Origin of the sequence: Bacillus infantis NRRL B-14911 (assembly GCF_000473245.1) — a bacterium.
Classification (GTDB): Bacteria; Bacillota; Bacilli; order Bacillales; family Cytobacillaceae; genus Bacillus_AB; species Bacillus_AB infantis.
The window spans coordinates 2135495-2151056 of sequence record NC_022524.1 but is presented as its reverse complement, the minus strand read 5'-3'; the positions used below and the strand labels follow the sequence as shown (position 1 = coordinate 2151056).

The window sequence follows — 15562 nt, the reverse complement described above, 5'->3', positions numbered from 1 at the left end:
AGAATTACAGGTTTCCGCGTCTTTCCTGCTCTCTTTCAATCGACTCGAACAGCGCCTTGAAATTGCCTTCGCCAAACCCTCTTGCTCCTTTGCGCTGGATGATTTCGATGAATAAAGTAGGCCTGTCGACGACCGGCTTTGTAAAGATCTGCAAGAGGTAGCCTTCATCATCCCTGTCTACCAGAATGCTGAGCTCTTTCAGCTTATCAATCTCTTCGTCTATTTGGCCGACCCTCTCAGACAGCATCTCATAATAGGAAGAAGGAGTATCAAGGAATTCAACCCCATTTTTTCTGAGGACAGATACCGTCTGAACAATATCCTCTGTTAGGATGGCCAAATGCTGTACGCCTGCCCCATTATAGAATTCCAGGAACTCCTGGATCTGCGATTTCCTTTTCCCTTCTGCCGGTTCATTAATCGGGAACTTGATTCTTCCGCCGTTATGCATCACTTTGGACATGAGTGCGGAATATTCTGTGCTGATGTCAGAATCGGTGAAATGCTTCATTTCCTTGAATCCCATGACATTGGCGTAATAGTTCACCCATTCTTCCATTTCTTCCACATTTCCGACCACATGATCGATGCCGATGAAGCCGGCATCCTCGAATGGGGCCTTCGTTTCATATGGCTCATAACCCGGCATAAAGGCACCCTTATAATGATTCCGTTCCACCAAAGTGTGTATGGTATCTCCATATGTACCGATCACCGCCTTTTTGAGCTTGCCATGGTCATCCTCCAGCTCAAATGGCGGAACCAGTTCAATTGCGCCGCGCTCTACCGCACCTTTGTAAGCACTTTCAACATCATCAACAGCAAGGGCGATATCTTTGACGCCGTCACCGTGCTTCTTCACAAAAGCAGCCACCTTTGTTTCCTCTGTGAGCGAGCCTGTCACTACCAGCCTGATTTTTCGCTGCTGCAGTACATATGACACTGTCTCCCTGTTTCCTGTCTCAAGCCCTGAATAAGCGACAGGCTTGAAGCCAAAGCATGTGCAGAGGTAATGGCTGGCCTGTTTGGCATTGCCTGTATAAATTTCAAGATAGTCGACTTCCTTGACCGGAAAAATTTCTTCTGCCTTTTGTAATGGCGAAACCGTTCTTTGTTCCATCCTAATCCCTCCAACTGTTTTAATTTTCAGATTTATCTTAAAATATTTCTTTTCCTTCAGGCAAGAGCGCAGTGTGAAGCTCTGCTGCTGTAAAGCATTTCTTATGTTTTCACTTTTTCCCTAGCAGGCAGATGGATGCTTCTCGCTTTAAGAGATTCCACCGCTTCCAGCAGGGCTTCTGCTGAACTTGGATGAGCATACACAGGAAACAGCATATCTTCTTCCCTGGCAGCCATTTCAAGCAAAGAGACACCAGCACAAATCAGTTCCTGTGCGCCATCTCCTATCATATGAACGCCTAAAAGAAAGCCTGTTTCCTTTTCAAAAATCACTTTGGCCATTCCTTCCCTGCTCCCCTTCACACTTGCATAGCCCAAGGAAGAAAAAGGAAAGATTCCCGTGTCTATTTTATAACCCGCTTCCAGTGCCTCTTGCTCCGTCAGACCTGCATAAGCAATAGGCGGCTGGGTATGGATGACAACAGGGGCAAAACGCAAGTCAGCCTCCGTTTTCAAACCGGCAATCGTTTCGGCTGCAGCCTTTCCCTGTCTGATTGCCTTTGATGCGAGCGGCGGTCCGTCTGCCACGTCCCCAGCTGCAAAAATATGGCTGACAGAGGTTTTCCCTTGCTGGTCTATCTTAATAAATCCCGCTGTGTCTATTTCCACTCCCGCTCTATCAAGCCCCAGATTGGCAGTATTGGGCCGGAAGCCGGCTGCAGTTAAGAAACAGCTTCCTTTCAGCTGCTTATTTTCTCCGCCCAGTTCATAATTAATCTCGACACCCGAACCGCTTTCTTCTACAGACAGCAGCTTTGCCCCGCGGTAAACTTTGATTCTATTTTTCTTCAAGATTCTGCCGATCTCCCTATTCACAGCCGCATCAAATCCAAAATCATCTTTTTCCTGATCCAGCATAATTGATGTCCTGGCCCCGAAAGCCTGAAAGCTCATGGCCATTTCCAGGGCGATATAGCCGCTCCCGTAAATAATGAGCTCATCAGGAAGCTTTTTCAGGGAAAATACAGACCAGCAGTCCAAAAGCTTTTCGGAACGCGGGGAATTATCGTGTGGCCAAATTGGTGTGCTTCCGGTTGCTATGAGGCAGTGTTTGAAGCGGAATACCTGATATGCTTCGCCATTTTCAATGCCCATCCGGTCAGCTGAGAGAAAAAAGGCATTGCCTTTCACCAGCTCAATCTCATTGCTTTTGCACAGCTCTTCAACTCCTTTTTTCAGCTGTGCTGTTTTCCGGTCTTTTTCATTCATGAGCTTTTCCAGCTGGAAAGCGGAAAAAGACAGTTCAATGCCGTATTCACCCGCAGCCTTTATCTTCCTGATCCGGTCTGCAGCTTCGGCAAAAAGCTTAGAAGGAATGCACCCCTTATGGAGGCACACACCGCCAAGATCCGCTTTTTCAATCAGCGTGACCTTTCTGCCTAGCTGTGCCGCCCTGATGGCTGCCTGGTAGCCGCCTGGTCCCCCTCCAATGATCACAACATCCTTTTCATAAGCCAGTTCCCCTACTACCATCACACCAGCTCCAATAGCATCAGTTTGGGATTCTCGATCAGTTCCGCAAAACGGTTAGTAAAACCGACAGCAGCAGCGCCATCTGCTATCCTGTGGTCAAATGACATGGAAAGCTTCATGATGGAGCGGATGACAATCTGATCGTCCTTATCGACCACCGGCATTTTTTTCGTCTTATGCAAGGAAATAATGCTTGTCTGCGGGTGCAGGATGATCGGGGTGGCGCCGGTGCTGCCGTTCAATGGCCCCACATTGCTTACCGTGAAAGTGCCTCCGGCCGTTTCCTTTGCCAACAGCCTGCCATCCAGCGCCTTCCTGGTCAAATTCTGCAGATCCTCTGCGATTTCGGCAATCGTCTTTTCCTCCGCATTCCCGATGACCGGCACGATAAGGCCATCCTCCGCATTGACGGCCACCCCAATATGGTGCTCCGGCAGCAAATGGATCAGTCCAGCCTTCTCATCAAGCCTGCTGTTAAACACAGGGAAGCGTTTGAGAGCCATTGATAAAGCTTTTATATAAAAAGCTGTCATCGTCACTTGCTTTTCCTGCTTTTTGAGCTCTTCCCGGAATACGGAAAGCTCTGTGACATCCACATCCTCAAAATGGGTGCAATGAGGAATAAGGGAAAGCGACTGAACCATCTTCTCGGCAGTCATTTTCCGCCGTCCGGAGTAAGAGATGGCAGAATCATGAGCGGCTACCGGTCTCTCTGCATCTTTTTTTATCTTCCCGGACTCTTTTTCCCTTGCAGACACATCACCTTGTCCGGCCATCCTGAAAATATCGGTGTCCACCACTCTTCCGCCAGGACCTGATCCTTCAATATCATCTATGTTTATATCATTTTCTCTTGCAAGCTTCCTTGTGTAAGGTGATGCGAGGATTCTCTTCGCTTGTTTGCCAGCATGTGATCCCTCTTCAATTGCTGCTTGGCGGCTGTTTTCCGGCTCCAGCAGAAGCAGTACTGCCCCAACTTCTACCGTCTCCCCTGGCTTTACCGCAAACTCACGGACTATGCCCGCTCTTGGCGCAGGTATTTCTGCTGTCATTTTATCGGTCTGAACCTCGACCAGGGGCTCATCCGCCCGCACAAAATCACCTTGTTTGACAAGGAAACAATTGATTTCTGCTTCTGACATCCCTTCCCCGATATCATGGAGCTTCACTTCCATATTAAAACACCTCCTGATAAAAGCTCAGTTGATTGCTTAGAACGTCCAGACCTTTTCAATCGCACGGCAGACTCGTTCAGCCGTCGGCAGATAATGGTCTTCAAAACCGAAATAGGGAACAGGTGCATCAAAGCCTGCAACCAGTTCAGCCGGTGCTTTCTGATATAAGAAGGAGGTATCATTGATAATGGCCAGAACATCATTGCCAACAGAGGTTGATGCATGAGCCTCCTGGACAATGACGGTGCGCCCCGTTTTCTGCACCGAGGCAGAGATGATATCCTTATCCAGAGGATACAAGGTGCGGAGGTCTAGAACATCACATGAAATACCTTTTCTCTTCATTTCCTCAGCAGCCTTCATGGCAATCGGCACCATAGCGCCCCAGGCGATGACCGTCACATCATCTCCATCCATTAATTTACTCCCTTTGCCTATCTCTACGGCATACTTTCCCTCCGGCACCTCTGCCCGCAGTGACCGATAGCTTTTCATCGGTTCTAGAAACAGGACAGGGTCAGGATCCTCAATGGCGGCAATCAAGAGCCCTTTTGCATCAGCCGGATTGGACGGGCAGACTACCTTAATGCCCGGCATATGGGTAAAAAGGGCTTCAGTACTGTCACAATGGATTTCCGGTGCTCTTACTCCTGCACCATATGGGGCCCTTATCACAAGCGGGACGGTATAATGTCCCATCGTCCTCATTCGGAGCCGGGAGGCATGTGTCATGATCTGCTCAAAGGCAGGATAAATAAAGCCAAGAAACTGGATTTCCGCCACAGGCCTGAATCCATTGACGGCCATCCCGATGCTTGCACCGATGAATCCCGCTTCACTCAGCGGGGTATCCATGACCCGCTCTTCACCGTATTTTTCCTGCAGGCCTTCGGTCGCGCGGAACACCCCTCCATTTTTCCCGATATCCTCCCCGAGCACCAGAACTTCATCATTTTCCGCCAGCATGATGTCCAATGCTTCATTTACTGACTGTACAAGCGTCATGGTGCTGGTCTTGACTGCTGTTTCCATCTAAGCACCCCCAAGCTGGCTAAGGTATTTTTCCTTTTGCTCTTTTAGCGGCCATATCAGCTCTGCAAACACATGATCAAAAATATCAGCCGGATCGGCAGGCGGGTATGCTTCCATCTCTGCAATAGCCAAATCAATTTCTGCAGCTGCTTCCGATTCTGCTCTCTTTGCCCAGTTCTCATCGTACAGATCTTTATTCTTCAGCCAGCGTTCCATTCTAAGAATCGGATCGATTTTTCCTCTTAGAACGCTGCTTTCCTGCTGATCCCTGTATTTGGCGGGATCATCGGCGGTCGTATGGGCACCATATCTCCATGTCACCGCCTCGATTAAGGTCGGACCGCCGCCTTCCCTTGCCCTCTCCAGCGCCTTTTTGGTCTCACGATATACAGCAAATACATCGTTCCCATCAACCCGGACACCAGGAATGTCATAGGCAAGGCTTTTTTGCGCAATAGTTTTGGTATTCATTTGCTTTGACAGCGGGACGGAAATCGCATATTGGTTGTTTTGATTGAAAAACACCACAGGTGCCTTAACGATGCTGGCAAAATTGAGGCCCTCATGAAAATCCCCTTCAGAAGTGGCCCCGTCTCCAAAATAGACAATGGCAGCTTTTTTCGTTCCTTTTCGTTTTTCCGCATATGCCGCCCCGGCTGCATGTGGGATCTGGGTGGCGATCGGAATTCCAGGAGGAAAGATATTCTTTCCTTCAGGGGGAATGCATCCTTCATTTCGTCCGTTCCAGAATAGCAGCACGTTTCTCATTGAATGCCCGAAAGCCAAAGCTGCTCCATGGTCCCGATAGGTAGGGAACATCCAATCCGATTCTTCGAGCGCCATCGCGCTCCCTATCTGGGCAGCTTCCTGGCCTTCAAACGGAGCATACGTCCCTATCCTTCCCTGGCGCTGCAGGCTGACCGCTTTCCGGTCAAAGACCCTGATCCGGACAAGCTGCCTGTAGAACTCCAGAGCCAGCTCTGTGTCAAACCCTGAGGTACCGGATACCTCGTTTCCGTTTTCATCAATCATCCTATTGACTGGAAATTGGCTCTCCATCCTATCACCCTTTTCAGTAAAGTCATTGGCATACAGTTATGTCCGGACTGCCCATTTCGGCCGTTTCATATGGGAAAAAAAGCTGTTCCTCCTGGTTCTCGCTTCAATCCTCTGCTCGCAGAACTGGTTGGCAGCCTCAATGGTTGTGATCCCTTCAGCTGCCGAATAGTCGTACACATTAAGCAGCGCACTATATATCGCCTTCGTTTTCCGGAGGACCCTTTCTTTATTAGGGGAATACAGTTCATCTGCCACCTGGATAAGTCCGCCGGCATTCACAATATAGTCCGGTGCATAAAGAATTCCTTTTTGCTGGAGCATGCCGCCATGCCTGAATTCAAGCAGCTGATTATTCGCCGACCCGGCAACCGCCCTGACCCGGAGCTGTTCTATACTTTCATCGTTGAGGATGCCTCCCAGAGCACAGGGGACAAAGACATCAGCATCTGCACGGTAAATTTCTTCACTGCTGACCGCTTTGAGGCCCGCTCCCATTTTTCCCGCCTTTGCCATCAGCTCATTGATGGCTTCTTCATTGATATCAGCAACATAAAGATCAGCGCCTTCCTCCAGCAGCTTTTCAGCCACTTTAAACCCTACCTTGCCGAGCCCCTGGATGCTGTAGGACCGTCCGCCAAGGTCCGATGTCCCATAAAGAACCTGGTTTGTGGCTTTAAGCCCATAAATCACCCCTTGGGCAGTCGGAACAGAAGAGTCCCCGCTTCCCCCATATTCTTCGTCAGCACCTACAATGCAATTGGTTTCCTTCATGGCGTGGACAAAGTCTTCAGGAGTGGTTCCCATATCTGTGCCTGTGTAGAACCTTCCATTCAACGATTCAACGAATTGGCCGAATGCCCTGAAAAGCTCGGGTGTCTTATCCTTTGAAGGATCGCCGATGATCACCGCTTTCCCTCCGCCAAAGTCAACATCTGCTGCAGCGCACTTATAAGTCATTCCCTTGGACAGACGCAGGACATCTTCAAGTGCTGCATCTGCAGAAGGATAGGGAAACATCCTGCAGCCGCCCAGCGCCGGGCCAAGCCTTGTGCTGTGGATCGCAATGATCGCCTTAAGGCCTGTTGCTTCGTCGTTGCAGAACACCACCTGTTCATGCTCACGGATCGTATCAAACATATCCATCGTCTCTCAATCCTCCTCTATATGTTAGCGCTTTCATTTAATGATGCATAAAAGCTTTAGTCCAACCGGATCTTCTCTGTAAATCTTTTAATCTTGCTCCGCGGAAGGATCGCCTGGGTGACCTGCCCTTTGCCGATCACTGTATCCCCATGGAAAGCCTTGACTGAGGTAAAAATCAGATTTCGTTCAAGACTGACGACTTCCGCAGTGACTTTTAATAAGCTCCCCTCAGCAGCAGGAGCAAGATGCTTGACTGAGACTGCGTTCCCCATCCCTTCTTCGCTCTCTTCTAAAAATGGGAGGATTACTTTTCTTGATGCCCACTCCATATAATAGACCATGCTGGCTGTGGAAAAGAGCTGGTGGACAATCTGACCCCCGAATTGCGCAAACATCTCGGATCCGACTGTCAGATGGATGGATGCAGCCGCTCCTTCTTTTAAACCCGGCTTCACTGAACAACACCCTCAAATATGTATGACGTATTTTTAACGTTATAATAACATTATGACAAACGAATAGTCAATCAATTACAAATTTTCTTAAATCATCCAGCAAAAGAAAAAGGATTAACATAAGGCATAGTGCTGCCTCCTTAATCCTTTTCCTTCATTCATCTACGAGAGAAGAGCCCTGTCGCTTGCCAGCTGCCGGCCGCGGATTCGCTGGAACTCGCTGAGCAAATCTTCAATCCCTAATTTATTCTTTTTATCTTCTTCAATCTCCAGGATGATTTGTCCTTTATCCATCATGATAAGCCGATTCCCGAGATCCAAAGCCTGCTGCATATTATGGGTGACCATGATGGTAGTCAGCTTGTAATTGCTGACAATCTCCTTTGTGAGGCGGGTGATCAGCTCGGCCCTGGCAGGATCAAGGGCCGCAGTGTGTTCATCAAGCAGGAGGATGGAAGGCTCTGTGAAGGTGGCCATAAGCAGGGATAAAGCCTGCCTTTCACCTCCGGATAACAGTCCAACCTTGGCATTCAGCCTATTTTCAAGACCGAGATGAAGGGCCTCAAGGACTTCCCTGAAATTTTCCCTCCGCTTTTTAGTGACGCCCCTTTTAAAAGTCCTGCCTTTATTGCGGGAATAGGCCATAGCCAGATTTTCTTCTATCGTCATGCTTGGGGCCGTTCCTGCCATTGGATCCTGAAAAACCCTCCCGATCAGAAATGACCTTTTATGCTCAGGCATCATCGCCACATTTTTACCATTAATCAGCACGCTTCCTGCATCTGGAATCATGACGCCTGAAATGATATTCATCAGTGTCGACTTCCCCGCCCCATTTGAACCGATGACAGTGACAAAATCGCCCGCAGTTAAAGAAAGGCTCACACTGTCAAGAGCATTTTTCTCATCAGGCGTCCCTTCATTGAAGATTTTGCTGATATTATTTAGCTGCAGCACGCTGATCCTCCTCCCTTTCTCCGGAAAGATAGCCTTCACCGGGCTGAGTGCGAAGCCTCTTGGCCTTTCTTCTTCCTTCCCTTATCCGATCAAGTGTTTTAGGCATGATCAGAGCAATGATGACAATGACCGCTGTAATGAGCTTCATGTCCCCCGGTTCAAGGAAATCTACACGCAGGGCAAGTGTGACGACGATCCTGTAGATGATTGCTCCGCCAATTACGGCAAGAGTTGTCCTTGCTATGGTTTTTGTGCCAAATATAGCTTCCCCGATGATGACCGATGCCAATCCGATTATGATCATCCCGATGCCCATCCCGACATCAGCAAATCCACCCTGCTGGGCAATCAATGCGCCAGAGAAAGCGACAAGGCTGTTAGACAGCCCCAGGCCGAGTATGACCATCAGATTTGTATCTGCTGAGAGGCTTCTGATCATCCTTTTATTGTCGCCGGTTGCCCTTAAAGCAAGGCCTATCTCCGTTTTCAGGAACTGATCCGCCAGAAGCTTAATGGCAAATGCAGTTAACAGCATCATTATGAGGATCCCCCATGTCCTTGGAAGGCTGTCCCCCAGCCCTACGGCTGCAAGAATGCCATTCAGCATGGGATCGATCCCTGTTTTATCCCATGCATCCCTGATGCCAGTCATGGCTGTCTCTGTATTGAGAAGAGGTACATTGGACTTTCCCATGATCCTTAAATTAATGGAATACAAAGCGATCATCATCAGGATGCCGGACAGCAGGCTGTTTATTTTTCCATAAGCGTGCAGGATTCCGGTAAGGCAGCCGGCGGCAAACCCTGCTATAAGGGCAGCAGCTGTAGCGATAAAAGGATTGACGCCGCTTACGATCAGGGTTGCTGCAACGGCAGCACCCGTCACAAAGCTGCCGTCCACTGTAAGATCCGGAAAATCCAGCACCCTGAAAGAAAGATAGACACCGAGCGCCATGATACTATAGATGATGCCTGACTCAAATGCTCCGAAGATTGCTGTAAACATCTAAAGACCACGCCCTTCGCTATTCTTCATAAAACTCGGCTAGATCCTTCCATTCTTCCTTGATCTCAAGTCCTTGTTCTTCCGCAGCTTTTGGATTGAACACGAGTTTGATATTTTCAGGCAGTCCTACCGGGATTTCACTTGGCTTCTTATCTCCCTTGAGGATGTCTGCGGCCATTTTGCCAGTCTGATAGCCAATCTCGAAGTAATCAAACCCGCTTGCCGCTACCCCGCCCCGCTTAAGGGAATCGAGCTCACCCACAAAAAGAGGGATTTTTTTGCTTTGTGCTACAGCTATGACCGATTCAAGTGCGGAAACGACCGTATTGTCTGTCGGGACATAGATGGCATCTGCCCTTCCTACTAAAGACTCTGCAGCCTGCTTGACTTCTGCGGAAGTGGAGACGGACGCCTCTACCACATCGGCCCCATTTTTTTCTGCCAGTTCTTTGACTTTCTCAACCTGTACTTCAGAGTTCTGCTCTCCGGCGTTAAAGATGACGCCAATCTTCCTGGCACCTGCTTCCTTTGTCATGAAATCAATCGTTTTTCCTGTAGCATCAGGATGATTATCTGTCGTGCCGGTGATATTATCGCCCGGTTCATCAAATGACTTCACAAGCCCGGCACCGACAGGATCTGTTACTGAGGTAAATACAATGGGAATATCCTTTGTCGCATTCAATGCACTGACCGCACTTGGCGTGGCATTGGCAAAAATGAGGTCCACCTGGTCACCCGCGAAATTATTGGCAATGGTCTGTGTGTTATTCATATCTGCCTGGGCATTCTGGAAGTCATATTCAACATTATCGCCTTCTTTGAAGCCTGCTTCCTCTAGCGCCTTTTTGAAGCCTTCAGTTGCTGCATCCAGTGAAGGATGCTCGGCAAATTGAGTCAATCCGATCTGATAAATCTTCTTGTCCCCATTTTTGCTATTACCGCCTGTAGCCTCATCGCTCCCGCAGCCAGACAGGAGCAGGCTTCCTGCCAACAGTAAAAAAGCAGCTTTGATCGATTTTTTCATGACAATCCCCCTTGCAAAATTATTGGCATCTCACACTGACTCTCTCTTCTGCTGCATTTATGTAATCGCTTACATAAAATATGATAAATTATCTCATCAGCGTTTTTACACCGTTATATTATCACCTGGTTTTAAAATATGTCAATAATATTCTAAAGATTTAGTTAATTAAAACTATTAATCTTCATCTTACTTATTGCTGCCGGGCTTTACTGAAAACTTTAAACTGGCCTGCTGTTTTTTCGATAGCTTCTTCCGCCTCTTCCATCATCCGCTTAAACAGATCGGCAACCGCCGGAATATCTGCAATAAGCCCGGCGGTCTGCCCGGCATTCATGAACCCTCTCACCCCATCTCCTTCAAGAGCTCCTTTTTTATGATAATCTTCATTAGTAAATAAGCTGTATTCAGAAGGATTTTCTGTTTCTTTCTGAAGCAGAAAATCAGCATACTCTGTATGCAGTATTCTTCGGATCTGCCCTGCACTTCTGCCGACTATGATCGTGCTTGCATCGCTGGCATCAAGCAGAGCATTTTTGTAATTTTCGTGGAAAGGTGCCTCTTTGACTGCGATGAGGCGCGTGCCGATCTGCACGCCGCTTGCACCTAGCATGAATACAGAAGCCATTCCTCTTCCATCGCTGATCCCGCCTGCTGCCGCCACCGGAATGTTGACCCTGCTGCAGATCTGGGGGATAAGAGAAAGCGTTGTCGTTTCCAGCCTGGAATTGATGCCTGCTGCTTCATAGCCTTCAGCAGAAATAATGTCCGCTCCTGAAGCTTCCGCCTTTTCAGCCTGTCTGACCGATGCAGTGACAGCAATGGTTTTGATTCCTTTAGACTTCAGCCGGCTTATATATGGTGCGGGATTTCCAGCTGAAAGCGATACAGCTGCTGCGCCGTATTTTTCAGCAAGCTCCATTGCCTCTTCCGCAAAAGGGGACACGGTGATGGGAATATTGACAGCGAATGGCCTGCTTGTCAGGTTCCTCAGCGCAAGCAGCTTAGCTTCAATTTCTTTAGGGAGCATAGTCCCTATCCCTATGGTGCCAAGCCCTCCGGCATTGGAAACCGCGGCTGCAAGCCGGCTGCTGCTGATATTTCCCATGCCTCCTTGTATGATCGGATACTTGATTTTTAAAATCTCCGTCAACCTATTCAATAGATTACCCCTTCCGTAAAAATAGTGTTACACTATTTTGAAAATTAACATAATATAAACAAAACCGCAAGGTACGTTCCATAAACTCATATAATCTGTACGCTTAAGGGGCTCTGTTTTGAAAGGTAAAGCATATCGGTACTGTCTCCTGAATCAAGACACGAAAAAGACTCCTGGATTTCCCGTATCCAGGAGCCTTTCTTATACGCTCTTTTACACAACTTATTCTTATATTAGAAAGGATCTGTCACTAACTCTATTTTATGTGAAACTTTATTTTTGGCTATAACTGTACTAGTGTGCTGGTCAGCGCAAAGTTTTTTTCCAGAAGGGATCTATGCTTATATTCATATCGCAGATAGAAAGACCAGAAGCGGGTCCGCTCTGTCTGAGTCTATCCTTATAATGCTGCAGCTTCTTTCTGCCCTATAGACAGCTTATTATTCCTGTGGCTGTGATGCTGGTGTTTGAAGCAGGAAGGACAAATGATTAATCAGTCTAACGGCCGCAGCAGGTTCTGCGGCGCGGGCGTTTACCGCCGGCAGCGCCTGAGACATATGTTGTGCTGTCCCCGCTGGGAAGCAGCTGGTTTTTATTTTCCAGCAAATTTTTCTTTTTGGCTTCGCCGGTAATCTTTCCGGCAGGAAACTTCTTTCCTTTTTTGAAGCTTTCATAGAATTTTCTGGCCTGTTCCATTTCTCTCACTCCCTGATTATTTTACCCGGATGATGATCAATTTTTAAATGGATTGAAAACACTTGATTGGGATTTTGCTTGGGGATAATATTTTTGGATCAGCTCCATCTTGTTGTCCTGGTTCTGATTTTTATCATTCCTTGCTTTGTCCCTGGCCCTTCTGATAAGTGCCTCAGCCATTTCTGCTGTCTGATCTTTTGAGGATTCGGGCTTTCTTGGCGGCATCATCATTGCTGTGCTTCTCTGGGAATTTCCCATTGAATTCTGGTTTTGCCGCGGATGCATTTTATCCTGGTCCTGCCTTTAGGAAGCGGCATTTTTTGCCTGCTGGATTTTGCCTGCAGATCTCTTTTTCATGGTTTCCACTTTGGTCTTGAGTTCTTTATCACGCTGCTCCATTTCTTTCACTTTGCCGCCAAGCTTCAAGTTCTGTTCTTTATAATCGGCAAGTTCGGCCTCCAGCTCTTTCGTTTTCTGAAGGTATTCTTCATCCCTTTTGATGAAATCGCGGATCTGTTCTTTCAGCTCTTTCATTTCGCTTGTATATTGCACTTCATTTTCTTCATAACGCTCAAAATGCCCGTTCATATCGCTTAGCAGATTTTCATATGAGCTTAAAAGAGAATGCAGTTCCTTGATTTTATCCTGAAGCTCCTCAAGCTTTGCTAAACTTTGCGTCTGACTTTCATTATTCCACCAAGACCTTAGCAAATGTATCCAGCTCCCTCTTTTTATAGTATTCACGTCTTGCTCTTCTGGAGTAGGCAATGTGAATCCATCAGTCACCCATTTTTCTGTTATATGTTGAAAGGTGCCTTTCATTTCTCCGAACCATTTGGTTTGTGCTTCCCTCATAGTCATCATCCCTGCCAGGCTGGACTGGAGATGCATGAGAATGTTTCTTCTGTCTTCGTGATATTTACTGCCGGTCAGTTCACCTGCCTTTAAGGCGAGGCTGGAAAGCTTTTGTGTTTCTTCCTCCAGCTTGATGGCCATATCGTCCTCAAATTTTCCAGTCTCCTTCAGCTTCCTTTTATACTCCCATTCCCTTTGTCTGAGCTCTTTCTCCAGCTCCTGGTTTTTCTGCGCGGAGGAAGTCAATAAAAACTCGAGGTTTGAAATTTGATTGTACATATCCATTCTCTGCCGGGCATATTCATTAATGGTTTGGTTTTTCTTTTTCATATCCCGCCTGAGTTCTTGATTTTCCGCCTGGATCTGATTGATTTTTATTAAAATGTCTTTAAGCAGCTCATTTGCCCTGAAGTCATTCTCTTGGCCGGAAACTGCTTCCTCTTCTTCTTGTTCTGGCCGGTCTATTGCCGGGGCCGGAACCGCAGCTGTCTCCTGCTCTAATATCGCGATGTCTGACAGAAGTTCTTTTGTTTTCCCATTGTAAAAGAGCAGAGATTTCTTTATGCTGTTTAAATTATGCCTGGAGGTATCCAAAAAATTGAAAATGCTTTCCGGCTCCCATGACTCCAGATCTTCAATTTCTTCCGGTGCTGATTGACCTGCATCCTTTTTCATTGCATCCCCTCCTTCTGAGGCATTTATCTTATTTATCTATATGTGAATTTTACTTCTCCGTTACACGATACAGGCACGAAAAGAATGATCGGCAATATGTATATGCAGGGGTGATCTAATTGAAAAAAAGCTTTCTGCTTGACCGCTTTCTGACTGTGGATTATATGGAACAGCTTGTAGTAAGAAACGGGTTCAGCCTTGTCAACAAGCCTCCGAAAGATCTAAAAAAGACACTGCTGTATTATAAGAATAAACTCGATTCCGGGAATGAAGCCCCTTATATAGTAAATGAGGATGAAATGGTAATGGCAGAAATTCCGTTAAATAATGCGGAATATTATCAGATCAAATGGAATATCCCGAAACTCCTGTACTTGATAGAAAGAGAGCAGATACAGAAGACCGCCTTGCCTGAGGATCTGGCAGAAAAGCTCAGCCGGAAATCAGATATAGAAAAATTCCCCGCAGATGCTGAAAACAAAGATATCATTCTGCTGTCTTATCCGCCTATTTCAAGGAAATTCATCATTGCCCAGGGCGATACGAAGAAATTGGCAGAAAGCCCGAAGACAATCACCGCCTATATTCTCCCTCCTTATATCCATCTTAAAGCTGCTGCCCATTCGCTGGACAGGAACTTATTCAGCATTCATTTCAATTATTCGCTCATTTGCAGCTATTTGGCTGGACAGATAACGCTTGAAGAAGCTGAAAAAAGGGTCTTCCCGGTTTTTTGAATGATATTGCAATCAGCCTTAAAGGAGAGTGAGTAAATTGACTGAAACTGCACTTGCTTCTATCATCTTCCCCGTGAAAAACGAAGGCGAAAATGTAAAAAAAACGCTGGAATCATTCTTCTCGGCCCCGATTCGCCAGCCTTATGAATTGATAATTGTCGATGATCGTTCAACTGATCAATGCTGTGACTTTTTGAAAGCTGATTATTTGGATAAAAACATCAGTCTCATCACGACAGACGGTGTCGGAGCAGCCAATGCGAGGAATGAAGGAGCCAAGCTTGCAAAAGGACAAGTGCTCGTCTTCTGTGATGCCCATCTGGAGTTTGAAGACTATTGGCTGGACCTGCTGATCGAGCCTCTTCTAACAGGCCTGACCGATGCCGTCACACCTGCCATCGGGGCCATCGGCAACCCCCATTTCACCGGCTATGGCCAGACATTATGGGTAAATGAGAGATCTTCAAAGATCCGGACACACTGGAATGTCAAACAGGACGATCTTTTTGAGACTGCCATCCTGCCGGGAGGATGCTTTGCCATCAATCGATCGGTCTTTGAGGAAGCGGGAGGTTTTGAGACTGGGTTTCCAGTTTGGGGATATGAGGATGTGGAGATTTCAATCAAGCTTTGGCTGTTCGGGTATAAATGCCATGTTCAGCCAAAAGCTAAAGTGCTTCACTTATTCAGGAAGGTACAGCCTTATAGAGTTGAACTTGATGAATATTTTTATAATTTGCTCAGGCTGGCTTACCTTCACTTCAGCCCTGCAAGAATCTACAAAACCAGAAAAATGCTGATCAATGGGAATGAAAAAGAAATTGAGAGAAAAGTGCTTGCGCAAGGTGCACTGGAAAAGAAGCAGGCTTATCTTGCAAGGCGAAGGTATGATGATGACTGGTTTTTTGCCAAATTCAAAATAGATTTCTAG

Annotated in this window: 15 protein-coding genes; 2 read left to right on the top strand and 13 right to left on the bottom strand. The window is 47.1% G+C overall.

Going from position 1 to position 15562, the window contains the following annotated elements:
- Positions 1–4: 4 nt before the first annotated feature.
- The 13 genes from hppD to N288_RS10695 form a co-directional block, all read right to left on the bottom strand.
- Complete coding sequence (hppD, locus tag N288_RS10760; protein WP_009790882.1) at positions 5–1120, bottom strand: 4-hydroxyphenylpyruvate dioxygenase; 1116 nt, start codon at positions 1118–1120, stop codon at positions 5–7.
- 101 nt (positions 1121–1221) lie between these two features.
- Entirely contained in the window at positions 1222–2652 is a 1431-nt protein-coding gene (locus N288_RS10755; RefSeq protein ID WP_009790881.1) for a dihydrolipoyl dehydrogenase family protein, read from the bottom strand.
- Entirely contained in the window at positions 2652–3827 is a 1176-nt protein-coding gene (locus tag N288_RS10750) for a dihydrolipoamide acetyltransferase family protein (RefSeq protein ID WP_009790880.1), read from the bottom strand. The genes N288_RS10755 and N288_RS10750 overlap by 1 nt, the downstream gene beginning before the upstream one ends.
- Positions 3828–3863: 36 nt before the next feature.
- Positions 3864–4859 carry an alpha-ketoacid dehydrogenase subunit beta gene (locus N288_RS10745; protein ID WP_009790879.1) on the bottom strand — a complete coding sequence of 332 codons (996 nt, stop codon included), beginning with the start codon at positions 4857–4859 and terminating at the stop codon, positions 3864–3866.
- A complete protein-coding gene (gene pdhA / locus N288_RS10740) occupies positions 4860–5918 on the bottom strand; it encodes a pyruvate dehydrogenase (acetyl-transferring) E1 component subunit alpha (protein WP_022543818.1) in 1059 nt (352 codons plus the stop codon).
- Positions 5919–5954: 36 nt separating this feature from the next.
- A complete protein-coding gene (locus tag N288_RS10735) occupies positions 5955–7061 on the bottom strand; it encodes a Leu/Phe/Val dehydrogenase (protein WP_009790877.1) in 1107 nt (368 codons plus the stop codon).
- A 56-nt stretch (positions 7062–7117) separates the two neighbouring features.
- Positions 7118–7516, bottom strand: a complete 399-nt coding sequence (locus N288_RS10730) for a thioesterase family protein (RefSeq protein WP_009790876.1) — start codon at positions 7514–7516, stop codon at positions 7118–7120.
- 162 nt (positions 7517–7678) lie between these two features.
- Positions 7679–8473 carry an ABC transporter ATP-binding protein gene (locus N288_RS10725; RefSeq protein WP_009790875.1) on the bottom strand — a complete coding sequence of 265 codons (795 nt, stop codon included), beginning with the start codon at positions 8471–8473 and terminating at the stop codon, positions 7679–7681.
- Complete coding sequence (locus N288_RS10720) at positions 8457–9479, bottom strand: ABC transporter permease (RefSeq protein WP_009790874.1); 1023 nt, start codon at positions 9477–9479, stop codon at positions 8457–8459. Before N288_RS10720 ends, N288_RS10725 begins: the two co-directional genes overlap by 17 nt.
- A 19-nt stretch (positions 9480–9498) precedes the next feature.
- The gene (locus N288_RS10715; RefSeq protein WP_009790873.1) at positions 9499–10506 is read right to left on the bottom strand and encodes an ABC transporter substrate-binding protein; all 1008 of its coding nucleotides are present in this window, start codon (positions 10504–10506) and stop codon (positions 9499–9501) included.
- Positions 10507–10699: 193 nt separating this feature from the next.
- A complete protein-coding gene (locus N288_RS10710) occupies positions 10700–11668 on the bottom strand; it encodes an NAD(P)H-dependent flavin oxidoreductase (protein WP_022543817.1) in 969 nt (322 codons plus the stop codon).
- Between the two features lie 498 nt (positions 11669–12166).
- A complete protein-coding gene (locus tag N288_RS10705) occupies positions 12167–12364 on the bottom strand; it encodes a hypothetical protein (protein WP_009790871.1) in 198 nt (65 codons plus the stop codon).
- A gap of 303 nt (positions 12365–12667) precedes the next feature.
- Entirely contained in the window at positions 12668–13894 is a 1227-nt protein-coding gene (locus tag N288_RS10695) for a hypothetical protein (RefSeq protein WP_009790869.1), read from the bottom strand.
- Positions 13895–14013: 119 nt separating this feature from the next.
- Between N288_RS10695 and N288_RS10690 the strand changes: the two genes are divergently transcribed.
- Together N288_RS10690 and N288_RS10685 are read left to right on the top strand one after the other, a co-directional pair.
- Positions 14014–14631 carry a hypothetical protein gene (locus N288_RS10690; protein ID WP_009790868.1) on the top strand — a complete coding sequence of 206 codons (618 nt, stop codon included), beginning with the start codon at positions 14014–14016 and terminating at the stop codon, positions 14629–14631.
- 37 nt (positions 14632–14668) lie between these two features.
- Positions 14669–15562 (top strand): glycosyltransferase, encoded by an 894-nt coding sequence (locus tag N288_RS10685; protein WP_009790867.1) that lies wholly within the window; start codon positions 14669–14671, stop codon positions 15560–15562.

Coding starts and splice junctions, on each gene's coding strand:
- hppD (WP_009790882.1), bottom strand. CDS start 1,120: ATGGAACAAAGAACGGTTTCGCCATTACAAAAGGCAGAAGAAATTTTT.
- N288_RS10755 (WP_009790881.1), bottom strand. CDS start 2,652: ATGGTAGTAGGGGAACTGGCTTATGAAAAGGATGTTGTGATCATTGGA.
- N288_RS10750 (WP_009790880.1), bottom strand. CDS start 3,827: ATGGAAGTGAAGCTCCATGATATCGGGGAAGGGATGTCAGAAGCAGAA.
- N288_RS10745 (WP_009790879.1), bottom strand. CDS start 4,859: ATGGAAACAGCAGTCAAGACCAGCACCATGACGCTTGTACAGTCAGTA.
- pdhA (WP_022543818.1), bottom strand. CDS start 5,918: ATGGAGAGCCAATTTCCAGTCAATAGGATGATTGATGAAAACGGAAAC.
- N288_RS10735 (WP_009790877.1), bottom strand. CDS start 7,061: ATGGATATGTTTGATACGATCCGTGAGCATGAACAGGTGGTGTTCTGC.
- N288_RS10720 (WP_009790874.1), bottom strand. CDS start 9,479: ATGTTTACAGCAATCTTCGGAGCATTTGAGTCAGGCATCATCTATAGT.
- N288_RS10715 (WP_009790873.1), bottom strand. CDS start 10,506: ATGAAAAAATCGATCAAAGCTGCTTTTTTACTGTTGGCAGGAAGCCTG.
- N288_RS10705 (WP_009790871.1), bottom strand. CDS start 12,364: ATGGAACAGGCCAGAAAATTCTATGAAAGCTTCAAAAAAGGAAAGAAG.
- N288_RS10695 (WP_009790869.1), bottom strand. CDS start 13,894: ATGAAAAAGGATGCAGGTCAATCAGCACCGGAAGAAATTGAAGATCTG.